Origin of the sequence: Salipaludibacillus sp. HK11 (assembly GCF_047795645.1) — a bacterium.
Taxonomy (GTDB): Bacteria; Bacillota; Bacilli; order Bacillales; family Salisediminibacteriaceae; genus Salipaludibacillus.
Map to the genome: position 1 here is coordinate 4,178,854 of NZ_CP181045.1, position 22,193 is coordinate 4,201,046.

23 protein-coding genes are annotated in these 22,193 nt (G+C 38.0%); 12 read left to right on the plus strand and 11 right to left on the minus strand.

Features of this window, described 5'->3' with window-relative positions; translation table 11 throughout:
- Positions 1-20 precede the first annotated feature (20 nt).
- The 3 genes from ACM26V_RS19860 to ACM26V_RS19870 form a co-directional block, all read right to left on the minus strand.
- Positions 21-1,487: a DHA2 family efflux MFS transporter permease subunit gene (locus ACM26V_RS19860; protein ID WP_416148486.1), complete on the minus strand. Its 1,467-nt coding sequence runs from the start codon at positions 1,485-1,487 to the stop codon at positions 21-23.
- Between the two features lie 28 nt (positions 1,488-1,515).
- Complete coding sequence (locus tag ACM26V_RS19865) at positions 1,516-2,103, minus strand: TetR/AcrR family transcriptional regulator (RefSeq protein WP_416148488.1); 588 nt, start codon at positions 2,101-2,103, stop codon at positions 1,516-1,518.
- A gap of 332 nt (positions 2,104-2,435) precedes the next feature.
- The gene (locus ACM26V_RS19870) at positions 2,436-3,062 is read right to left on the minus strand and encodes an FMN-dependent NADH-azoreductase (RefSeq protein ID WP_416148490.1); all 627 of its coding nucleotides are present in this window, start codon (positions 3,060-3,062) and stop codon (positions 2,436-2,438) included.
- A 378-nt stretch (positions 3,063-3,440) separates the two neighbouring features.
- On the opposite strand from ACM26V_RS19870, the gene ACM26V_RS19875 reads away from it, so the two are divergent.
- Positions 3,441-3,731 (plus strand): hypothetical protein, encoded by a 291-nt coding sequence (locus ACM26V_RS19875; RefSeq protein WP_416148491.1) that lies wholly within the window; start codon positions 3,441-3,443, stop codon positions 3,729-3,731.
- A 685-nt stretch (positions 3,732-4,416) separates the two neighbouring features.
- On the opposite strand, the gene ACM26V_RS19880 is transcribed toward ACM26V_RS19875, so the two are convergent.
- A complete protein-coding gene (locus ACM26V_RS19880) occupies positions 4,417-4,881 on the minus strand; it encodes a metal-dependent hydrolase (RefSeq protein WP_416148493.1) in 465 nt (154 codons plus the stop codon).
- A gap of 314 nt (positions 4,882-5,195) precedes the next feature.
- Between ACM26V_RS19880 and ACM26V_RS19885 the strand changes: the two genes are divergently transcribed.
- The 6 genes from ACM26V_RS19885 (at position 5,196) to ACM26V_RS19910 (ending at position 11,516) form a co-directional block, all read left to right on the plus strand.
- Positions 5,196-6,368, plus strand: coding sequence for a galactokinase (locus ACM26V_RS19885; protein WP_416148495.1), 1,173 nt, complete (start codon positions 5,196-5,198; stop codon positions 6,366-6,368).
- A 22-nt stretch (positions 6,369-6,390) separates the two neighbouring features.
- Complete coding sequence (gene galE, locus ACM26V_RS19890) at positions 6,391-7,380, plus strand: UDP-glucose 4-epimerase GalE (RefSeq protein ID WP_416148497.1); 990 nt, start codon at positions 6,391-6,393, stop codon at positions 7,378-7,380.
- 19 nt (positions 7,381-7,399) lie between these two features.
- Positions 7,400-8,923: a UDP-glucose--hexose-1-phosphate uridylyltransferase gene (gene galT / locus ACM26V_RS19895; RefSeq protein ID WP_416151926.1), complete on the plus strand. Its 1,524-nt coding sequence runs from the start codon at positions 7,400-7,402 to the stop codon at positions 8,921-8,923.
- Between the two features lie 28 nt (positions 8,924-8,951).
- A complete protein-coding gene (locus ACM26V_RS19900; RefSeq protein WP_416148498.1) occupies positions 8,952-10,181 on the plus strand; it encodes an ROK family transcriptional regulator in 1,230 nt (409 codons plus the stop codon).
- Positions 10,182-10,334: 153 nt separating this feature from the next.
- Positions 10,335-11,099: a PAS domain-containing protein gene (locus ACM26V_RS19905; protein ID WP_416148500.1), complete on the plus strand. Its 765-nt coding sequence runs from the start codon at positions 10,335-10,337 to the stop codon at positions 11,097-11,099.
- A 132-nt stretch (positions 11,100-11,231) separates the two neighbouring features.
- Positions 11,232-11,516, plus strand: coding sequence for a hypothetical protein (locus ACM26V_RS19910; RefSeq protein ID WP_416148502.1), 285 nt, complete (start codon positions 11,232-11,234; stop codon positions 11,514-11,516).
- 258 nt (positions 11,517-11,774) lie between these two features.
- Here the strand turns inward: ACM26V_RS19910 and ACM26V_RS19915 are convergent, their stop codons facing one another.
- Positions 11,775-12,164, minus strand: a complete 390-nt coding sequence (locus tag ACM26V_RS19915) for a hypothetical protein (protein WP_416148503.1) — start codon at positions 12,162-12,164, stop codon at positions 11,775-11,777.
- 185 nt (positions 12,165-12,349) lie between these two features.
- Here ACM26V_RS19915 and ACM26V_RS19920 point away from each other — a divergent pair, with 185 nt between their 5' ends.
- Positions 12,350-12,976, plus strand: coding sequence for a YczE/YyaS/YitT family protein (locus ACM26V_RS19920; protein WP_416148505.1), 627 nt, complete (start codon positions 12,350-12,352; stop codon positions 12,974-12,976).
- A gap of 717 nt (positions 12,977-13,693) precedes the next feature.
- On the opposite strand, the gene ACM26V_RS19925 is transcribed toward ACM26V_RS19920, so the two are convergent.
- Positions 13,694-14,137 carry a Dps family protein gene (locus tag ACM26V_RS19925; protein ID WP_416148507.1) on the minus strand — a complete coding sequence of 148 codons (444 nt, stop codon included), beginning with the start codon at positions 14,135-14,137 and terminating at the stop codon, positions 13,694-13,696.
- Positions 14,138-14,348: 211 nt separating this feature from the next.
- Between ACM26V_RS19925 and ACM26V_RS19930 the strand changes: the two genes are divergently transcribed.
- Positions 14,349-14,693 (plus strand): hypothetical protein, encoded by a 345-nt coding sequence (locus tag ACM26V_RS19930; RefSeq protein ID WP_416148509.1) that lies wholly within the window; start codon positions 14,349-14,351, stop codon positions 14,691-14,693.
- A gap of 217 nt (positions 14,694-14,910) precedes the next feature.
- Positions 14,911-15,756, plus strand: a complete 846-nt coding sequence (locus ACM26V_RS19935) for an AraC family transcriptional regulator (protein ID WP_416148511.1) — start codon at positions 14,911-14,913, stop codon at positions 15,754-15,756.
- Positions 15,757-15,800: 44 nt separating this feature from the next.
- On the opposite strand, the gene ACM26V_RS19940 is transcribed toward ACM26V_RS19935, so the two are convergent.
- The 3 genes from ACM26V_RS19940 to ACM26V_RS19950 all read right to left on the minus strand — a co-directional run bounded on the left by ACM26V_RS19940 (position 15,801) and on the right by ACM26V_RS19950 (position 18,458).
- Positions 15,801-16,394 (minus strand): class I SAM-dependent methyltransferase, encoded by a 594-nt coding sequence (locus ACM26V_RS19940; protein ID WP_416148512.1) that lies wholly within the window; start codon positions 16,392-16,394, stop codon positions 15,801-15,803.
- Between the two features lie 155 nt (positions 16,395-16,549).
- Entirely contained in the window at positions 16,550-16,975 is a 426-nt protein-coding gene (locus ACM26V_RS19945) for a universal stress protein (protein WP_416148514.1), read from the minus strand.
- A 19-nt stretch (positions 16,976-16,994) separates the two neighbouring features.
- Positions 16,995-18,458, minus strand: a complete 1,464-nt coding sequence (locus ACM26V_RS19950; protein WP_416148515.1) for a SulP family inorganic anion transporter — start codon at positions 18,456-18,458, stop codon at positions 16,995-16,997.
- A gap of 374 nt (positions 18,459-18,832) precedes the next feature.
- On the opposite strand from ACM26V_RS19950, the gene ACM26V_RS19955 reads away from it, so the two are divergent.
- Positions 18,833-19,276 carry a hypothetical protein gene (locus ACM26V_RS19955; protein ID WP_416148516.1) on the plus strand — a complete coding sequence of 148 codons (444 nt, stop codon included), beginning with the start codon at positions 18,833-18,835 and terminating at the stop codon, positions 19,274-19,276.
- 201 nt (positions 19,277-19,477) lie between these two features.
- Positions 19,478-19,675, plus strand: a complete 198-nt coding sequence (locus ACM26V_RS19960) for a cold shock domain-containing protein (RefSeq protein WP_416148517.1) — start codon at positions 19,478-19,480, stop codon at positions 19,673-19,675.
- A gap of 84 nt (positions 19,676-19,759) precedes the next feature.
- Here the strand turns inward: ACM26V_RS19960 and ACM26V_RS19965 are convergent, their stop codons facing one another.
- Both ACM26V_RS19965 and ACM26V_RS19970 read right to left on the minus strand, forming a co-directional pair.
- Positions 19,760-20,197, minus strand: coding sequence for an ATP-binding protein (locus tag ACM26V_RS19965; RefSeq protein ID WP_416148518.1), 438 nt, complete (start codon positions 20,195-20,197; stop codon positions 19,760-19,762).
- A 15-nt stretch (positions 20,198-20,212) separates the two neighbouring features.
- Complete coding sequence (locus ACM26V_RS19970; RefSeq protein ID WP_416148519.1) at positions 20,213-22,192, minus strand: SpoIIE family protein phosphatase; 1,980 nt, start codon at positions 22,190-22,192, stop codon at positions 20,213-20,215.
- Between the last annotated feature and the right edge of the window lies 1 nt (position 22,193).

The window sequence follows — 22,193 nt, forward strand, 5'->3', positions numbered from 1 at the left end:
CCCACTAATTCTGCGTGTTGTTATTCTAGATTTGATGTAGGTACTACGGAACGCTTCATGAAGAGAGATAACACGAATGCGATCACGGCAAAAATAAGGCCGACTTGGAAGGCGCTTTGCACACCAGCAGTTAAGGCATTGGACATTTCTAGTGGGGAAGTGGGATCACTAACCCCGTCCATGTAACTTGCTTCTCCAGCAGACATAATTCCGATGAACAATGCAATTCCAATTGCACCACTCACTTGCATTAATGTATTAATGACGGCAGTCCCGTGTGGATAATAGTCTGGTGGTAGCTGATTAAGACCATTTGTTTGACCAGGCATCATCACCATAGCAATTCCTATCATCAAGAAACTGTGTAACAATACAAATACCAAAACAGATGTCGATGCCGATACTTGAGTAAAAATTGTCATGACGATAACTAAAATAAGTGTTCCAGGTATAACAAGAACTCTTGGACCAAACCTATCGAATACTCTTCCAGCGATCGGAGACATTAGCCCATTTAGGACTCCTCCTGGTAGCAACGCAAGCCCAGCAACTAAAGCTGTGAGGGCTAGTGGTCCTTGAAGGAATAACGGAAGAATAATCATTGTCGAGAACATCGTCATCATCATGATAATGAGTAAGACGGTAGTCAAAGAAAACATAGGCGATTTAAAAACGCGAAATTCCAATATCGGTTCTTTTAGTTTAAGTTGACGTAAAATAAATAGAGTCAGTGAAACAACACTAACGATAAGTGATAAATAGACGACTGGATTTGTCCAACCGGCGTCACCTTCTCCTACGCTACTGAAACCGAAAACAAGACCGCCAAATCCTAACGTTGAAAGGATAATCGACATGACATCGACCCGTGGCTTTGTTACCTTCGAAACATTTTTTAAATAAATAAATGCAAAACTGATTGAAATGAGAGCAAATGGAATGACGGCAATAAATAACCAGCGCCAAGTGAGCAACTCAATAATTAATCCAGATAATGTCGGACCAATTGCAGGAGCAAACATAATAACTAGCCCCATCATTCCCATCGCAGCTCCGCGTTTATGCGGTGGATATAAAAATAAGATTGTGTTCATCATAACCGGTAGTAAGAGTCCCGTTCCAGCAGCTTGAATCAGACGTCCAATTAACAAAATACTAAACGTAGGGGCGACAGCACATAGTAATGTCCCTAAAGTGAAAACGATCATTGCGCCTAAAAACATTTGTCTCGTAGTAAACCATTGGACTAGGAGTGCTGAAATAGGAACAAGAATACCTACAACAAGCATAAATCCAGTTGATAACCATTGGATGGTGGAGGCTTCCACTTGGAACGTTGCCATAAGGTCTGTGTAGGCCACGTTTAATAATGTTTCATTTAAAATCGCAAAAAAGACCCCCATAATAAGCGAAATCATAATTGGCATTTTTTTAATGTTCTTTGTATCTTGAACAGGTGTTTCTTCTTTTGGTATAGCGGAATTCATGATGAAACCTCCAATAAGTGTGATTGATTTATCTAGTTTTTTTGTGAAGTAACTGCGGTATTTGATTTTTGACGATCAGCAGTGGTGTATTTGTTTGTTTTGTAACAGAAATTGTTAACGCTCCTTCTATCATCGAGTTAATGAGTACTGCGAGTTCCATAGCCAACTCTTTTGAAAAGCCATTTTCGATAAGCTTTGCAGTATAAAGAGATTCCCAGCCTTCAAAGGCTTTTTCGCATTCATGTCTCAGGTCATCACTTCTCGACCACGTTTCAAGGGCGATTAAGCCAATCGGGACACCTTCAATATCTTCAGGATGACAGAATTTATCTGCTAGCCCTTGAATAATAGATTGAACCGCCTCGATAGGGTCAGAGTAATGATTAAGGTGACTTTTAAGCTCACGGCGAACGATATTGTCGGTAATTTTAATTGCTTCTAAAGCTAACTGCTCTTTTCCCTTGGGAAAATAATAATATAATGAGCCTTTTGGAGAACCGCTTTCTTCGATAATTTGGTTTAAACCGGTTCCGCTATAGCCTTGTAGTTGAAAAAGTCGTGAGGCAGTTTGAAGAATTCTATCTCGGGCATTGGTTGGAGTGGTCGTATCACTCATATAAAAGGTTCCTCCTACTGTTGAATTTAAATTATAACAATCGGTCTACATAATTATGTCTTTAAGAAAGGAAGTAGTCAAGAGTAAATTTTGATATTTTAGTGTGTGAAATCTTAGGTTTTTGACAGCTGATGAAGCTGATTATTATCAAGGTGAACAAATCTGATGTAAAAAAAGCCCCTTTTCATATTATTTCAGAAAGGGGCTTTCACTCTTTTTGTCATTAATCATATGGAAGGTTTTAGGTTCCCTTCTGCGGCAGTTTTATTTTTCCGCAAGAGTTTGTGGAATCTTCTATCCGATTTTGAAAAAAAGATATTTAATGAAGTATTTTAAAATGTTTGAGCAACAGCAGCGGTTTTTTGAATGCCTTCTTCAATAAGTGCTTCTGCTTTATCTGGAAACTGGTTATGACCTTCAACAATAACTGTTTCAATATCAGTTATTCCCCAGAATTGAAGCATATTTGTTACGAAGGTAACAGCCATTTCATTTGATTTTGCAGGACCTTCTGAATAAACGCCACCACGTGCATTCACAAGTGCAACTTTTTTGCCTGTGAGTAGACCTACAGGGCCATTCTCTGTGTATTTAAATACTTTTCCTGCTTGAGCAAGGTAATCAAAGTACGTGTGTAACACAGCAGGAATAGTGAAATTCCAAAGTGGGAATGCAAATACGACTTTATCTGCAGCGAGGAACTGGTTAAGATATTTACTTACGTGGTCTGCAGCTTGTTGTTCAGAAGGAGTCAATTCCATTCCGCTTGATTGCTTAAACATAGCCGTTATTTTTTCATTATCATAATATGATAAGTTTTCTTCGAAGAGGTCTAGTTCCGTAACTTCTTCTTCAGGGTGTGCCTGTTTATAGTTTTCCAGAAACGTGTTGTATAGTTTCACGCTAACTGATTGCTCGACGGGCCTAGAATTTGCTTTGATAAATAATACTTTAGTCATGATGTTTTCCTCCAATGATTAGTTGATTTGATAACTTGAAATGCTCAAGATACCTACAGCTTACAAAAAGTTAGTATAAAACAAGTTGTTATCGATGTCAACGAAGATGCTTTTTGCTAATTTATAACAAAAATAGGTATTTATCTAATTTCTCAGGCGTTTGCTGTTGTGACATATAGCGGGATGATTCGGATCGATAGAGGAATCGAAAAAGGAAAACGGTCTGAACCAGCGAGGTATTCGGATCGATAGAAGAATCGAAAAAGGAAAACGGTCTGAATCAGCAAGGAATTCAGATCGATAGAAGAATCGAAAAAAGGAAAACGGTCTGAATCAGCAAGGAATTCGGACCGATAGAGGAATTGGAAAAGGAAAACGGTGCGAATCAGCAAGGAATTCAGACCGATAGAGGAATTGGAAAAGGAAAACGGTGCGAATCAGCGAGGAATTCGGACCGATAGAGGAATCGAAAAAGGAAAACGGTGCGAATCAACAAGGGATTCGGAACGATATAGGAATCGAAAAAGAAAAACGGTGCGAATCAGCAAGGAATTCGGACCGATAGAAGAATCGAAAAAGGAAAACGGTCTGAATCAGCAAGGAATTCAGACCGATAGAGGAATTGGAAAAGGAAAACGGTGCGAACCAGCGAGGTATTCGGATCGATAGAGGAATCGAAAAAGGAAAACGGTCTGAATAAGCGAGGAATTCGGATCGATAGAGGAATCGAAAAAGGAAAACGGTCTGAACCAGCGAGGTATTCGGATCGGTAGAAGAATCGAAAAAGGAAAACGGTCTGAATCAGCAAGGAATTCAGACCGATAGAGGAATTGGAAAAGGAAAACGGTGCGAATCAGCAAGGAATTCGGACCGATAGAGGAATCGAAAAAGGAAAACGGTGCGAATCAGCAAGGAATTCGGACCGATAGAGGAATTGGAAAAGGAAAACGGTGCGAATCAGCGAGGAATTCGGATCGATAGAGGAATCGAAAAAGGAAAACGGTCTGAATAAGCGAGGTATTCGGACCGATAGAAGAATCGAAAAAGGAAAACGGTCTGAATAAGCGAGGAATTCGGATCGATAGAGGAATCGAAAAAGGAAAACGGTCTGAACCAGCGAGGTATTCGGATCGATAGAAGAATCGAAAAAGGAAAACGGTCTGAATCAGCAAGGAATTCAGACCGATAGAGGAATTGGAAAAGGAAAACGGTGCGAACCAGCGAGGTATTCGGATCGATAGAAGAATCGAAAAAGGAAAACGGTGCGAATCAGCAAGGGATTCGCACCGATATATATGAATTATCTAGGTTTAAAGAGACTCCACCAAAAAAACTTTTTTTGAACAGCCGATTACTATAGAAAAGAATAGATAAGAAAACCGAAACTTCCTATGAAAATTAACGCTTCGCTCCATGTTCCTGTCCGGTATATTCCTATCTGAGACCGTTTCTTCGAAAATGGGTAGAGAAGAGGAATCCCACCTACAGAAAAGAAATCTCCGATAATATGTAAGGCGACTCCGAAAAATAAACCAAGCAAAAATTCATGAGAAAAATGAACCATCGCTGCGATCATAATGGCTAGAACAATCCCTGAATGAGTAAGTCCTCGGTGGCCAAATAATGCTTTAATTGTTGATGAAAGGAAAGGAATTCTTTGCCCAATCCATGATCTCGACTCGTCAATATCTGGCAGTACAGATCCGAGAATAACGCCGGAAACAACCCATGTAGAGGTGAGTGGTACGTTTATTGAAGCTACTTCACCAATCAAGATAGCTGCGGATAAAGAAGTGGTGATATGTGTGTAATATCTCATGATGACTTCCCTTCTGATAGTAATTCGGTCAATAGCTTACCAAAGTTTGGCGAAGAAGGGAATAGGGGAATAAAGAATGAACATGTCAACCAGATTTTTTAACAGAAATATAATTTATAATTGTCGCCCTTGTCCCTCCTCTTAAAACTTAATTAAATATTTTAATAAAGATTCCATTCCTCATTTTAATCATGTATAATAAGTGTGGGAAAGAGAATAACTAAGATTCACGCTCACTTAATTAATTAATTTAATAAAGTCTGAATCAGTCAAGACACACATGAATTTTAAACTGAAAAAGGAGAGTGAGAACTATGTTAAAAAAACTAGAGGCAGCGTTTCAAGATGTATTTCAAACAGAGCAACAACCACGAACGTTTCTGTCACCAGGAAGGGTCAATTTAATTGGTGAACACACGGATTATAATGGAGGGTATGTATTCCCTTGTGCATTAAGTGTAGGAACTTACATTACGCTTGTCCCTCGTGAAGACCGGCAAATTCGTTTTTACTCAGATAACTTTTCGGAGTTAGGTATTCTAGAAACAACGTTAGATCAATTGGAGTATAACAAAAAACATGATTGGGCGAACTATCCGAAAGGTGTCATCTATATGTTCCGTGAACAGGGACATGAAGGAGAAAAAGGTTTCGATGCTTATTTTCACGGCAACATTCCGAATGGCGCAGGACTTTCTTCTTCAGCATCACTTGAATTGGCGATGGCGATTGCTTGGGATGCATTAAATGGTTTCGGTATGGATCGAGTGCCGATGGTCCAACTTTGCCAAAAGGCGGAGAATGAGTATATCGGTGTAAACTGTGGGATCATGGATCAGTTTGCGATAGGAATGGGTAAGCAAGACCATGCTATTTTACTTGATTGTGATTCCTTGGAATATAGCTATGCCCCTGTGAAGCTTGATGGTGTTAAACTTGTTTTAGCGAACACGAATAAACGGCGTGGATTGGCGGACTCGAAATATAATGAGCGACGTAGTGAATGTGAAGCAGCATTAAAAGACTTGCAAAAGGTTGTTTCAATCGAGAACCTTTGTGAGCTAACCTCAGAACAATTTAAAGAACATCAACAGGCGATTTCTGATCAAACAGCAAAGCGTCGTGCGAAACATGCGATTGATGAAAATGAGCGGACAATCCGTGCCCATCAAAAACTAGAAGATGGAGATGTGGTTGCGTTTGGAGAATTGATGAATGCTTCACACCGTTCACTTAGAGATGATTATGAAGTAACTGGTGAAGAGTTAGACGCGTTAGTGGAAGCTGCTTGGCAAGAAGAAACGGTACTAGGTGCGCGCATGACAGGAGCGGGATTTGGTGGATGTACGGTTAATTTAATCAAAGAAGAAGGATTAGATGAGGCATTAACACGGATTGCAGCTACGTATAAAAAACGAACAGGAATTGATACAGAATTTTATGTCGTAGATATTGGCGAAGGAACACGCGAAATTACGAATCAATAATAGAAAAGGAGAGTGACTAACGATGGCAGTATTAGTTTGTGGAGGGGCTGGATATATCGGTAGCCATGGTGTAGCTGAACTATTGGCGAAAAAAGAAGAAGTGGTCGTCATCGACAACTTGCAAACAGGGCATAGACCGGCGGTATTAAAAGAAGCGGCTTTCTATGAAGGAGATCTTCGGGATGAGGCGGTACTAGACAAAGTTTTTCAAAATCACAAAATTGATTCTGTGATTCATTTCGCTGCTGATTCGCTTGTCGGAGTAAGTGTGGAAGAGCCGCTCCAGTATTACGACAATAACGTGTATGGAGCGATTTGTTTGTTGAAAAAAATGGAACAATATCAAGTGAAACACATCGTCTTTTCGTCCACAGCAGCGACGTATGGTGAACCAGATACTGTTCCAATTACGGAAACAGATGTAACATCACCAACCAACCCGTATGGAGAGACAAAACTTGCGATCGAAAAAATGTTAAAATGGTCTGCGAATGCTTATGGAATGACGTATGTTGTCCTCCGCTATTTCAATGTAGCTGGTGCGCACCCAACGATTGATATTGGGGAAGATCACAAACCGGAAACACACTTGATTCCGATTGTATTACAAGTCGCGTTAGGGCAACGTGAAAAAATCATGATTTTCGGTGACGATTATCCAACACCAGATGGAACATGTATCCGAGACTACATTCATGTCAAAGATTTGATACAAGCGCACCTTGTCGCAGTTGATTACCTTCGTGATGGAGGAGATTCAGATGTTTTCAACTTGGGAAATGGGAATGGATTTAGCGTCAAGGAAGTAATTGATACGGTTGAGAAGGTTACTGGGAAAGATATTAAGCGAGAAGTTGCGCCAAGACGTGGCGGTGATCCAGCGGCACTTGTTGCTTCATCAGAAAAAGCGAAAACAATCCTTGGTTGGAAGCCGGAGTACGCCGATCTGGATTCAATGATTGAAACAGCGTGGAAATGGCATCAAAAGCATCCGAAAGGGTACGAAGCCTAAGCATAGAGGAGATGAAGCGATAATGATTGATGAACGGTTGAATGAACTCGTCCATTATGCATTGAATAAAGCGATGATAGATGAGCAAGACGTGATTTTTTGTAAAAATCAGTTGATGGAAATCTTAAAATTAGACGAGTCTGTTACAACGCCAACTCCCGAGAAAAAAGCGGAGCATCGAGCTCTCGCTGAAATCTTGGATGATATCTTAGATTGGGCGGCTACAAAAGGTCACTTGCAAAACAATACAGTCACAGAGCGTGATTTGTTGGATACGAAATTAATGGCTGTCTTTGTCAGTCAACCGTCTGAGGTTACGAGATCGTTTAGACAGATTCAGCATAAGGATGGCGTCGAAGCGGCGACGGCCTGGTTTTATGAATGGAATCAAGACGTACATTATATACGCAGAAACAGAATTGCGAAAAACATGAATTGGAAAACCCCGACTGATTATGGCGAAATAGACATTACAATTAATTTGTCAAAACCGGAGAAGGATCCGAAAGAAATTGAAGCGGCAAAACACGCTGTGTCGAGCAACTATCCATTGTGTTTGCTCTGCAAAGAAAATGTTGGCTATGCTGGACGATTAAATCATCCGGCGCGGCAGAATTTACGAACGATTCCGGTTGAATTAAACGGTGGAGAAGAATGGCACATTCAGTTTTCTCCGTATGTGTATTACCATGAGCATGCGATCGTTCTTGCAGCAGAGCATGTACCAATGAAAATCTCAGTTCGAACATTTCAACGATTGGTAGACTTTGTTGAACAGTACCCGCATTATTTTATTGGATCCAATGCTGATTTACCGATTGTAGGTGGTTCGATCCTTAGTCATGACCACTACCAGGCTGGTAAGTATGAGTTTCCAATGGCACGAGCAGACGAAGAAGAAACGGAAGCACTTGAAGCTTATGGTGATGTGACTGTCAGCAAAGTGAAATGGCCGATGACTGTCTTGCGAGTGAAGGGGACAGATAAACAGCACGTCGTTCAAGCGTCAGAAATGATTCGTCAAACGTGGCAAAATTATCAAGATCAGACCGTCGGAGTACTGCCGTTTAGCGGAGATACGCCTCATCATGCGATTACACCGATTGCTCGTTTCAGAGAAGGGAAATTCGAATTAGATTTGGTTTTACGAAATAACCGAACCTCGGATGAGCATCCGATGGGAATATTCCATCCTCATGAGGAAGTTCACCATATTAAGAAAGAGAATATTGGGTTGATTGAAGTGATGGGCCTTGCTGTACTGCCTGGCAGACTAAAAAAAGAGTTAAATCAATTGGGAGACGCGATGTTGACAGTCCAGCCTGAAAAGGAGATCGCCCAAAACGAAGAAATTGCGAAACATCTCGAATGGGCGTTAAAAATCAAGGGAAGATACGGAGACCTTGATATGTCAAATATCGATGAAATTTTACAACAGGAAGTAGGAAATGTATTTTCAACGATTCTATCGCATGCAGGTGTGTTTAAGCGCGACATTGAAGGGCAGGATGCTTTTCTACGTTTTATCAGGTCGTTGAAATGATGTCTGCTTCAAGAAAGGGGTGGGACTGATGGCAACTCATATGACTGGTAGTTTTCATTTGATGAAATCGCTGAACAGAGCGCTTATTTTAAATACAATTCGGAGCAATGGAGCAATTTCACGGTCGGATATTGCTAAGAAAACAAAACTCACCCCGCCAACAGTGACAAATATTGTGAGTGAGTTGATCAAAGCACAATTAGTACTTGAAAGTAGGTCGGGTATATCTAATGGAGGAAGAAGGCCAATTTTACTAACAATTGATTCCGATAGTAGATATATAATCGGAGTGGATGTCGGAGTAAGAAAGGTTCGACTAGCTTTAACGAATTTGAATGCAGATATCTCGATGCGAAAAATTGAATCGATGCCTTCCCAGGAACATTTAGATGAAAAGAGTTTTATTGATTTTTTGCAAGAAATTATTGGCAACTTTCTTGGAGAAGTGACGGATGAAAAAAGTAAATTGATTGGAATTGGCGTGGCTATGCACGGGATTGTAGATCACGATACAGGAATATCCGTGCACGCTCCGACACTGAAGTTAGAAAATGTGCCAGTGAAGCAAGTTCTTGAAGATGCTTTCCATCTTCCAGTTCGTGTCGAAAATGATGCGAAAGCTTTAGCATTAGGAGAGAAATGGTTCGGTGCCGGAAAAGAGTCGGATCACTTTGTCTGTCTAAATGTAGGTGAAGGAATCGGTGGTGGGATCATTTTGAACGATGAGCTGTTCCATGGAAATGATAGTTTGGCTGGGGAAATTGGTCATACGGTGATTGATAGTGACGGTCCAGAATGTTCTTGTGGAAATAAAGGGTGTTTTCAAACATTAGCTTCTGGTTATGCTTTGAAAGAGCGGACAAAAGAACAAATTAAGCAAGGGGTTGAAACAAGTTTAACCGACAAGATAGGAACAGACATGGATTTGTTAGATGGTCAACAGATATTCGAATCTGCGCTGGAGGGGGATCCTCTTGCAAAACGAGTGTTACATGAAACCGGTGAATATTTAGGGGTAGGAATTCTTAATATCATTCATTTCCTTAATCCGAGTATGATCATTATCGGAGGTGGAGTGTCAAAAGCGGACTTGTTCATCATGAAACCAGTAATTGATAGCATTCAAGTGAGAGCATTAAGTGAACGAGCGAAAAAAACAAAAATTGTTGTTTCCGAATTAGGTGAAGAAGGATCACTGATCGGTGCTTGCACTCTTGTTCTGTCTGAATTGTTCAGCTATCAACACGAGCATAAATAATTTTGTGTCTTTAACCCAATTAACCAGGTATACTGGTAATAATTGGGTTTTATCTTTCCTCTATCGGAAGTAGTCCCTCTTTCGGATAAACCGATATTCAGTTATTATATAAGGTACAGGAAACTTATATGTGATAAGGAAGGAGTGGAGGAAGTGCCTCACATCCAAAAACTTAAAGATAAAGTACTGGAAAAAACACAACTTGTTTTTATTATATCGGATCCAGAATTACCTGATAATCCGATTGTCTATGCAAATCAAGGGTTTACGAGTTTGACGGGGTATTCTCAAGAGGATGTTATTGGTAAAAACTGTCGGTTTCTTCAAGGTGATGGAACGGACCAAGAAACTGTAGAAAAATTAAGGGGAGCAATAGAAAAATTCGAACCGGTATCAGTTGAGATTTTAAACTATAAAAAAAATGGTGAATCATTCTGGAACCTGCTCCACATTGATCCAATCTATCTCGAAGAAGAAGGGAAACACTACTTCGTAGGTATTCAAAAAGATATCACTGATTTTAAAGAAGCGGAGCAAAAGATTATCAATTACAATAGAGAAATTGAGTTATTATCAACTCCGCTTGTACCGATCAAACAAGGGGTATCTGTTCTTCCGTTAATAGGAAATGTTGATGAACGAAGAGTGGATGGTATTGTTGATCGAATTCTCCCTGAATTAACGAAAGAAGAAGTTGAAACATTAATTTTGGATTTATCTGGTTTTGCAAATATGGATGAACAAGCGACGATAGGGATATTTCAATTGAATGATCTGTTGAAGTTAAAAGGAGTTAAATTGATTATTACGGGCGTTTCGCCTAAAATTGCAATGCGCACGCAAGGTTTAAATCTTGATTTTTCTAGTTTTATTACTTATCGGTCTGTTAAACAGGCGATTGAAGCAATTGATAAATAGGTATATCTGGTTAAGAATTTAAATTGTCAGTTAAGAAGAAAATTACAATAGAAAATAAGACCATTAGTTTTATGAAATGGTCTTATTTTTATTGTGAAAAGCATATAAAACCACTACTTAGGAGGAATTCATATGCATAAAGACGTTGGTTGGACTACGATTGAAGAAGTTAGGGAAACGATTGAAAATATATATGAGGGCCGTCATATTCGTACTAAAATTGAATTGAAATCATGGTCTTATCATTCGGAGAAAAGTAATCAAGAAGGAAATTTACCAATAGCTTTTCAAGATTATGTTTCCAATATGAAAGATATTGATTATTTGAGGCAAGTTAAACTAGATTTACTGGACTGCGAAGATTTAGGAGGGAAAGAAAAGGTAATAGCGTACTTAACGAAAAGGATAAGTGGATAGTGCGACGAAATTATGATTTAACAAAGATTTACTGAAACAGAGATGAAGCAGAATTTTGGATGCAAAAACTGCTGTATTTTTTAATAGGGATGGAGTGCCGTGTTTGCATCCACTGTTTCCGCTTTGCGACGGAGTAGCATGGTAAGCCTACTGAAGTAACGCTTTGTGGAAGCTTACCATAATCCATCTCCCGCAGGAGCACTCTTCAGTAGTGGGAACTAAGTGGCGGTACTAGTAGTTGTAGTCGACAGAGTAACACTATTTATCGTAATCAGGTTGGATAATTGTAAGAATAAGAAACAAAATAAAGCTAATCGCCAATACTGAACCACTTACAATATAAAAAATCAGTGAGAACACTTCAGGTAAGGGAACTACATCGAGCATAAAAACATACATACCTAAATTCAATCCTATCGCCCCAATGAGTGCTGTCCATACATGTAGTTTCGTTAATAAACCGTTCGTAGGCTTATAGACTTTATAAAACATACTCCATGAGAATAATGACAGCCATCCTACTACGAGAACATGCGCATGAATTGGTCTCAAAGCATAGGAACCAGCCCCTGCCATATGAGCACCCATCATGACACCGATTACTCCGAAGATAGCTGAAGCAATTAGTAGCTTTTTACTATGTGACATGTTTTTCGCTCCTTCTAAATTATTTGATACAAAAGCTAGTCTACCATTTTGAGCGTTTCTTTTCGAGAGCGAGCTTTTACTATTTATTTTTAACGAAAAACTGGTAGGGCTAGAAAGCTATTCAAATTAGTGTTAAGATTAATTGTTACAAATGAAATATATTGTTAGGATGGAGAAGATTAACGATGAAAAATAGATTAATAATTGGAGTCTTTTATTTAATAGGAATGGTTTTCCTCTCCTTTGGTATTAGTATGATTATTTTAGCTGGTCTAGGAGCTGGCCCTTGGGATGCATTGTTTGTCGCGCTTTCAACGAATGTCGGACTCACTGTTGGTAGTTGGACTTTTATTATAGGATTTGTATTGATTATACTTAATGGTCTCTTGTTAAAAAAGAAGCCAGATTTTGCAGCACTTATTACGATGTTTTTGATCGGTGGATTCGTTGATTTTTGGTTACTTTTAGCTTTTTCAGATTTGGTGGTCGCTTCGGTGATGATCAGAGCGGCTATGTTAATTATTGGTATTTTATGCAGCGCGACAGGTATTGCAAGTTACTTACAATCGAATTTTGCGAGAAATCCGATCGATCATGCAATGATGGTGTTTCATGAATTGACAGGGAAAAGCCTTTCCTTTTCAAAAACATTCATAGAAGTAGTAGTATTAATTATTGCCTTTTTTATCGGTGGACCGATCGGGTTTGGAACTGTTCTTGTGGCACTGGGAATTGGCCCGTTGATTCAAGTCTTTTACAAGCCAATAACGACATTAAGGATTCGATTTTGTTCTGAAGCATTTGTCAGCTAATTTGAAGTGCTTTCATGAACTCGTAAATTATACGGACTGAAAGCGACGCAGTTAATTCGGCTCTACTGAAAAGAAGATGTTGTAAATAGAAAAAGCAGGCGTCTCATAAGAGAGCCTGCTTTTTTGTTGAAATTTTAAAAGGAAAGTTATTTTCTTACTATAAGGTAATGACGCTTATACATTCTAGTTGGTCATGATTTCTATTCGATTATAATTTGCCGCGGTAAATCACTGCAATAGACTTAATTGCTTAAATAATGAAAGCCCTACCTCTCTTTCATCCTTGCGGCTCCGAGACCGCGCCAGTGTATATAAGGCATACTCGAAGTGTTCACAGGATTCCAGATTCTTTATACAACCTGTAGATGTAAGAGGTTCTAATTAGAATCCCCTACTAATCAATTTATCAAAACGTTTCGTGCCAGAATGAAGCACAACAAATATTATATACTATTCTGTTTTGAATGTCAACTTTTATTTTGATTATCATAAAAATCGTTAACGGGTTTTTCTATCGCCGATTCAGCTTGCGTAACGCACAAGCTGGGTCCTCTTGAGCAGTATCTTTCCCACATTGGCTCATCAGTATCTTTTCGAATTGGGCTTCATAACGCTCAAGTGCCTTCTAATGCAATTTTTTCAAAACCGCTCACCCATAAAATAAAGAAAAAGGCTTATCACCAATATTACTATTGGGACAACCTCGTTCTCTTATGGTTATTTTCCTAAAAAAGCATTCAACATCCATGTATGTTGTTCAATAGAAGATTTTAAAGCAATAAACATATCGCCAGTAGCGTCATCGCCATTTTCTTCTGCAACTTGAATTAACTCATAAGACTCCTTACTAAGTGTAGTGAAGTCTTCAGCTAGTGCATTCACCATTTCTTTGGCTGTTTCATTACCATTAGCCTCATTAATAGATGAACTCTCTAAATACTCTTTCAATGTTGCGACAGGTTTTCCGCCTATTGTTAAAATTCGTTCAGCGATGTCATCAATTGTAGTGGCAGCTTCATTGTAAAACTCTTCGAATTTCTCATGTAGAGTGAAGAAATTCTCACCTTTAACATACCAATGAAAGTTGTGTAATTTGGTGTTTAGTACATTCCAATTGGATAATTGATGATTTAATTCCTTAACTAAAAGTTGATTACTCATGTTTTTAGCACCTCTCCAGTATTATTTATATTTATTATAATAAGATTGTATAATAGATTATATAAGAAATCAAATGATAATAATTATAAATAAGGATTTTAAACCGCGGTTTATTTTAGAATATTTCACATAAAATTAGTCGGAATTAATGGCATGGATGAGCATAATCGCTTATAATAGATGAAATAGACTTTATGAATTGGAGGACGTGATGATGAACAAAAAATCGATTGCGGTGGCAAGCGTAATGACATCAATTGTAGCGGGTTTTATTTTTGTCTATTTCATCACGTTAAATGATGAAATGAAACAGCAGGCAAAAAAAGAAGCAATTACGCTTATTTCAGATTTGAAGGAAGTAGACGAAACTGAATTAACTGTAGATTCTTCAGATTTTGCTCGTGATTATGGTAGTTATGCTATTGCAGTGATTGACAAAGAAAAGGCAGAGAAGTACCAAGTCGCAGTTATCCTAAATGAGGAGCATAGTGGTATCGATTTCGCTATTGATGTGACAGATACCTACGATAAGTACGGTCTTGCTTATTGCCATTAGGTGAACTATATGATTCCAACCATACCGTAATTGGTATGGTTTTTATTTGGAACAATAAAATCCTAGGAAACCATGACCAAAGAGAACAACTTAATTCAACATAATTGATGAGAGTAAGATAGATGTATTGTAAACCCGATAAACTTGTGCAAAGAAAGTCGGAGTGACGAGTGTAAACCCTGATAAACTATGAAGTAAGGGAAAGGGAGGTTATAACATGGATTTGCTCAAGGGTATGAATGACGCGTTGCATTATATTGAAGAAAAGCTAACTGATCGAATTGACTTCAAGGAGGTGGCGAAACGTGCATACTGTTCTGAGTATCATTTCAAAAGAATGTTTTCGTTTCTTGCAGGAGTAACACTTTCGGAATATATACGTCGTAGGCGCTTGACTCTTGCAGCATTTGAATTAAAGGATCGAGGAGTAAAAGTAATTGATGTAGCTGTCAAATATGGCTATACTTCACCGGATTCTTTTGCAAAAGCTTTTCAAAGTTTGCATGGAGTGACACCAACAACTGCAAGAGACCATTCACATTCCCTAAAAGCTTATCCACGAATGACCTTCCAATTATCCATTAAGGGAGGAGCAGAAATGAATTATAGAATCGAACAGAAACAAGCATTTCGTACGGTAGGGATCAAAAACCGAATCAACTTGCAGGGGAGTGGTAATAACCCAGAAATAGAAAGAATTATCGATGCTATTAGTGATGATACGTATGTTCAACTAGAAGGCCTTTCTGACCTTGATCCATCAGGAGTGATTCACATATGTACAAACTTTTTTGAAGAGAGTTCTGAATTTGGGGAGCTTGATTATTATGTAGCGGCGGCAACGACTAAGAGTGCACCAAATACAATGGCGACGTTAGATGTACCTGCGCTTACGTGGGCTGTGTTTGAAGTTGATGGGCCATGGGAGGAAGTACAGGAAGTATGGGAAAGAGTTTACTCTGAATGGTTTCCTTCATCAGGGTATGAGCATGTCGAAGGACCAGAAATTCTGGCTAGTACTGATACTCAAAGTGAAATTTGGATCCCAGTTGTGAAACAATAAAAAAGAAAAAACCTGAAAACCAGTTGGTTTCAGGTTTTTTCTTTCTACTCAGCTTTTTTACAGACCGCAATTCCTAATGGATAATGGAGACCATTACGTTTTTCCCTTTCAAAGGATACACCATGTTGATAGTAAAAATCAACGTGAGCAAATGGAAGAGCTTCATCGTTAAATAGTGAGATGAACTCTACTTCAGTTAGCTGATGGTAATGAAAAGGTGATCCGCATGGTTCTCCACGCCCTTCTCCAAAAGGAGTTGATAAAATTAATTTCCCACCTGGAGCAAGAAGTTCATATACCTTCATTAGAAATTCTTTATCGTCAGGAACGTGCTCAATCGTTTCAAAGGACAAGATCGTATTAAACGTGCCAATTTTATTTTTGAGGTTGCTATCTAATGCATCTCCCTGCAGAAATGATAAGAGAGGGTGGTAATAATGTTTGTGTGCGTAATCGACGGTTTCTTTGTCGATGTCGACGCCTAAAATAGATGATATATCGCGCTTTTTTGCTTTCGCGATCATCTTTGTTCCATAACCAGTTCCACATGCAATATCAAGTACTTTCCCTTTTGCGTATGGGAAGGCAAAATAATACCTTGCTAAATGTTCCAGTAGCAATCCGTTTGTAGGTTTCATTTCTTCGGGGATGATTCGTTCTCCAGTGTCTTGTAACACATGTTTTCACCGCTATCTACCAGTATAGTTATTTTCTATTTTAACCCATAAAAATCAATTTACAATCAAATAGTAAAAACCAGCGAGGACAAAAAGCCTCACTGGTTATTAGACTATTATTTAACCATTAACACAGGTGCTTTTACATGCTTCATTACTTTGTGACTGACGCTGCCTAAAACCATTGTCTGAACACCGCTAAGACCGCGACTTCCAATAACAAGAGCATCGTAGCTGCCTTTATTTGCATGATCAATAATTGATTCTGCAGCCCCGTTGCTTCCGTGTAGGACCGTTGTTGTAAATTCAATTCCTGATTCACTCATCATTTCTTCATAAGGTGTTATCATTTTTTTTCTTTTTCTTGAAGCAGCATCGGAATCACCATATTGGAGTACATCCGATTTAGATTTATTTCCAGCAACAACATAAAGGATTTCGACTTTTCCGTTTCCTTCTAAAGTTGCTAATTCAACTGCTTTTTGTGCTGCGCGATTTGCATGATCTGATCCGTCGATAGCTAGTAATAGATGTTTAAACATAACGTATCCCCCAAAATAATTAATGACCAGAGGCTTTACTTAAGCCACCGATTTTATCCATTAGATCTGTGCTTTCTTTATCCATTCCAATAAGTTCAACCTCAATATCACGTTGCTCAAATTTAGATTCAATTTTGTCAATTGCACCAACAGCTGAATCATCCCATAAGTGAGCATTAGTAATATCGAGAATAACTTTTTGGACATCTTCATTATAATCGATTTGGGCTAAAAAGTCAGTGACAGATGCAAAGAACAATTGACCATGGATTTGATATGTTCTAACATTATTTTTCGTGTCAAGTGATTTTTCAACTCGAACTTTAGAAACTTTCCAAGCAAAGAAAATAGCACTTAAGACAACCCCAGTGAGGACACCGTAGGCTAAATTATGGGTATAAACAACGGTACCTACAGTTGTAACCATGACGATTGCATCTGTCCTTGGAATTTTGTGAAGACTTGTTAACGATGACCAGTCAAACGTTCCAATTGCAACCATGATCATGACACCTGCGAGAGCGGCCATGGGTATTTGTACAACAACGCCTCCGAGAACGATGATTAAAAACATCAGAAATACTCCAGAAACTAGGCTTGATAATCGACCACTACCGCCAGATTTTACATTGATAACGGACTGACCGATCATTGCACAACCAGCCATACCACCGAAACAACCAGTTACCATATTAGAAATACCTTGTCCACGGCTTTCTTTGTTATTATTGCTTTCTGTATCTGTCATATCATCAACGATAGATGATGTTAACAGTGACTCGAGTAGCCCGACGATAGCCAGTGCTAAGGAGTAAGGTAAAATAATCATCAGTGTTTCGAAATTCACTGGAATATTTGGTAGGGCAAAGATAGGGAGTGCTTGAGTAAGTGCACCCATATCTCCAACATTTCGCACTCCAAAATTCATAAAAATAGCTAAAGCAGTTACTACAATAATTGCCACGAGTGTCGAAGGAACTGCCTTCGTAAAGCGTGGAAGAATATAAATAATTGCAAGAGTTAGTGCGACTAATGAATACATCACCCAAGTCTCACCGACAAAATGTTGAAGCTGTGATGTAAAAATCATAATCGCTAAGGCATTGACGAAACCGATCATTACTGACCGAGGAATAAACTTCATAAAACCTGATAATTTAAACACTCCAAATAAAAATTGAATAATACCGGTTAAGATCGTTGCAGCGAGTAAGTACTCTAATCCATGGTCAGCAACGAGAGTAATCATTAATAATGCCATAGCTCCTGTTGCACCAGAAATCATACCAGGTCTTCCACCAACGAAAGCAATAACTAATGCAATACAAAAGGAGGCATATAATCCAACCATTGGATCGACACCAGCAATAATCGAGAAGGCAATTGCTTCAGGAATTAAAGCGAGAGCAACGACAATCCCCGCTAGAACATCTCCTCTAATATTTCCAAACCATTCTGTTTTTAATTTTTCTACGTAATTCACTTTTGCACCTCTTCCTAATTTTAATAGCTTTGCTTAATTAAAGTGAGTTTCTCCGTAAGAAACTCGATCCGACTAGAACAAAAGAATTGTAACAGGTTTGATATGAAACGCAAAACGCCATGTAAGCGACAATCATCAGTGTATACCTCACTTATTCGACATTTTTAAACAGTTTACTTTATAATTCATAAAAATGTCACAATTTTAATATTTATTGTTTTTAGAACAGAGCGTGATAAGTGTTTTCCGATTATAGAGAATTAAAAATGATGACAGTTAATGAATTATAAAAGAATTAACATGTGAGAATTAAATAAAAATGTAGTAGAATAGGACTTGTAGTTTCCAGAATATGTTGATAGCAGGTGATATAAATGAAGTTACTATCTGTACTATTTATTAGTTTGTCCATGATTACTTTTCGCTCGTGTAGTGATTTGGAAGGTCATGATGATGTGACGTTAGAGGTTCAACCGGTCTATTCAGGTGGAGAATTGTCGTTGACGCCCTATATTTTATATGAAGGAGAAGAAGAAAAGACATTTTATTTCGGCAGTAACATTGCATGGGTTGATAAAATCAAAAGTGGTGATGAAATTCTCTATGAATATGATGAAGGAACTGTCAACGTTGACCAGCAAACAACGCTAGAAACAGATGAGTCAAGAGGAGGGTTTCCGGTTGAGTTAGAGGTTGAACCAGGTATCTTTGAGGTTCATATTTCTGCGAGTTATTTTCTAGACGACGAAACGAAGGAAGGCCATGTAGAATATTTTCACGAAAAAATTCAAAGAATTGAAATTGAGCCTAGTTCCTAGTTGAATATACTGTAAAAGGTTTTTATTTTAAATGAAGCAGTATAATGTTCTGTTGGTTGATTTAGGTATTAAATATATGATAAGGTTAAAGTGTAATATGATTTGAATTCGGAAAACAATTTTAGGCCTCGAAAAAGTAGTATATATAAGGCATGAAAGGTTTTGCGTTATTCAAAGATTCAATTTAAGGAGGCCGTTAACATGATAGGCAAAGTAAAATGGTTTAATGCAGAAAAAGGTTTTGGTTTCATCGAGCGTGAAGATGGAGATGACGTATTTGTTCACTTCTCAGCTATTGAGGGTGAAGGATTCAAAACTTTAGAAGAAGCACAGGATGTTGAATTTGACATTATTGAAGGCGATCGTGGACCACAAGCTTCTAATGTAGTAAAACTTTAATCCGTTACGGATCATAATATTAGAACCTGTTCCTTCTTAGGAACAGGTTCTTTCGTGTTTATATTAATTGTATTCCCCGAACCTTTAAACATTTGTGTTAATGTTTTTTTTTCTTTTCATAAGTAAAACTTCATCCCCAAGTTTATTGTATATAAGATAATCTGAAGCTTCTACCATAATGAGAATTCCGCGACCGGATTCATCTAACAACGTTTGATTAATCATTTGTTCTTTTTTTTCTTTGAAAGCTTTAATTCGATCATTTCCATTAAAACCTTCTTCACCAGGGGTTTTAACGCGAACAATCATTTTTCTTTTTAAACAACGGATTTTTAAATAAACTCCATGCACTCGGAGGGATCCATCTTGGCTATAATTAATTCCATTTATGATTGCCTCACTAATAGCGACATCAAAAATCTGAAGGTCTTCATTTAAACATGTGGAAATTTTTTGGCGAACACCTTGTATGTGGTTTTCGTAGTCTTGTAAACTAAAAAAAACTCTATTAAATATACTCATCCACAGGTTCATCCTTTATTTTAGTTTTTTACGGTATAGTAGTGATACGGCTGAACTATCATCCTGTAAAGATCCTTCTGAAGCGACCATCTGAAGATGAAACATCATTTCTTCAAAGTTATTGGTCGATTTAAGTTGATCTTCAGAGGTAAGATCGATAATGCCGTCTGTTGCAAAGTGAACGTGATCTCCTTCTTGAAGAGTTATTTCGTGCTCTGTAAAGGTAGCACCTTCGAACAAACCTAAGTATGTGCCTGGATTCTTAATTATTGTAGTTTCTAATGAAGATTGATAAATAAATTTATTCATCCCTGCAGATGCGTAGGATAACTTTCCAGTTCTTAAATCTAGTTCGACAATCATTGCCGCTGTGAAATAATCTGAACTAAGTATATCCATCGTTTTTGTATTCACATCTGCTAATTTTTCAGCTAAAGAAGAAGATTGAGCGACAGCTTGTTGGAAAAGTAATTTTACTGCTGATGTATTAATTGCTGAAGGCATGCCGTGTCCCATAATATCGATTAAATAAATAGCTAATTTAGTCCCGCGGTTCTTCCAGGTGTATCCGAAGCTATCTCCACTTACAAATTGAGCTGGCTTGTATATCGTTTCTAATTGAATGTGATCGCTTTTAAAAGGTTGCGGTAGAAGTTTTCGTTGGATATTTCCAGCTTCCATCATTTCCATTTCAATATTTTGCTCATTTGTTAAGTCAGTCCCTACTGCCGCATATCCATAAATTTCCTCGTCAGAATTTAATAAGCTTCCAATCGTCCATGTAAATGGATGGGAATGTTCATCACCTAATAAGTGGTCTACTACTGTTAAAGAATGATTGTGTGTGACTTGAGATAGGGTTGTTCTTAGCCCTTCTTGATCCAAGTCTTTTAAAATCATATGAAAAGGATAATTCTCTTTTGGTTCAATAACGTAATCAAGAAACTTTTTATTCCATTTTAAGATGTTCCCTTTTTTATCAATCATTATAATTACATTAGGAATTGCATTTAATAAATTACTTTGGTCTGCTAGTTTTTTTGAACGGTTTTGTTCAGCATTTTTTCTACTAGTAATATCGTTTTGTAACCCGATAAAGTGAGTGATGTTTCCCTGCGCGTTTTTTATCGGATTAATTTGTAGTTCATTCCAAAAAAAGGTACGATCTTTTTTGTAATTCAATATTTCTACTTCGATATTTTCTCCAGCTTTCATTGCACATCGAATTTTATCAATTGTATTAGGATCGGTATCTTCCCCTTGCAAGAATCTGCAGTTTTTTCCAATGACTTCTTTTGCTGCATAGCCAGTTAGTTTTGTAAATGCTTTATTGACATAACTGATTGGGTTGTTGGCTTGAGTTGGGTCTGTGATAATCACACTCGATGAAATATGTTGTAATGCTTCGTTTAAAAGATTGTTGTTCTCTTGTGCTTTAAGGAGTTCTTTTTTTTGTTTCAAGTCTTGATTTGTTTTATAGATATGTTCTATTTGGATTTTTGCCCATTGTGACAAATCTTCTAGAATTGTTAGTTTTTCTTTCGCAAAATAGCGAGGTTTGATGTCACCGATAAATATTGCCCCAATAACGTCGTTATCACAACCAAAATAGATCGGGTGTCCTGTTAAGAAAGAAAATTTGTGAACAAGCATAAAAGGGTGATCTTTGTATGTTTCATTTTTGGAACTGTCCTCGATAATGACTTGCTCTTTTGTTTTCAAAATTGGACCTATCATGGAGAGATTGAGCTCATCACTCATAAATGTGACAAGCTTCTCGTTTAGGGTATATTTTAAACTATAAACTTGCTTCGATTGCTCATCGTAAACCGATATGATGGAGTATGGGACATGGAATGTTTTGCATATCATTTTTGCGATGTTACAGAACGGTTCTTGATGATCTTGTAGATTAAGGGGGTCTTTATCTACCCTCATGTTACGTGTTTGATTGTCATCTGAATCAGTTTTATTGTCGTGTGGTGGCTGAGACATT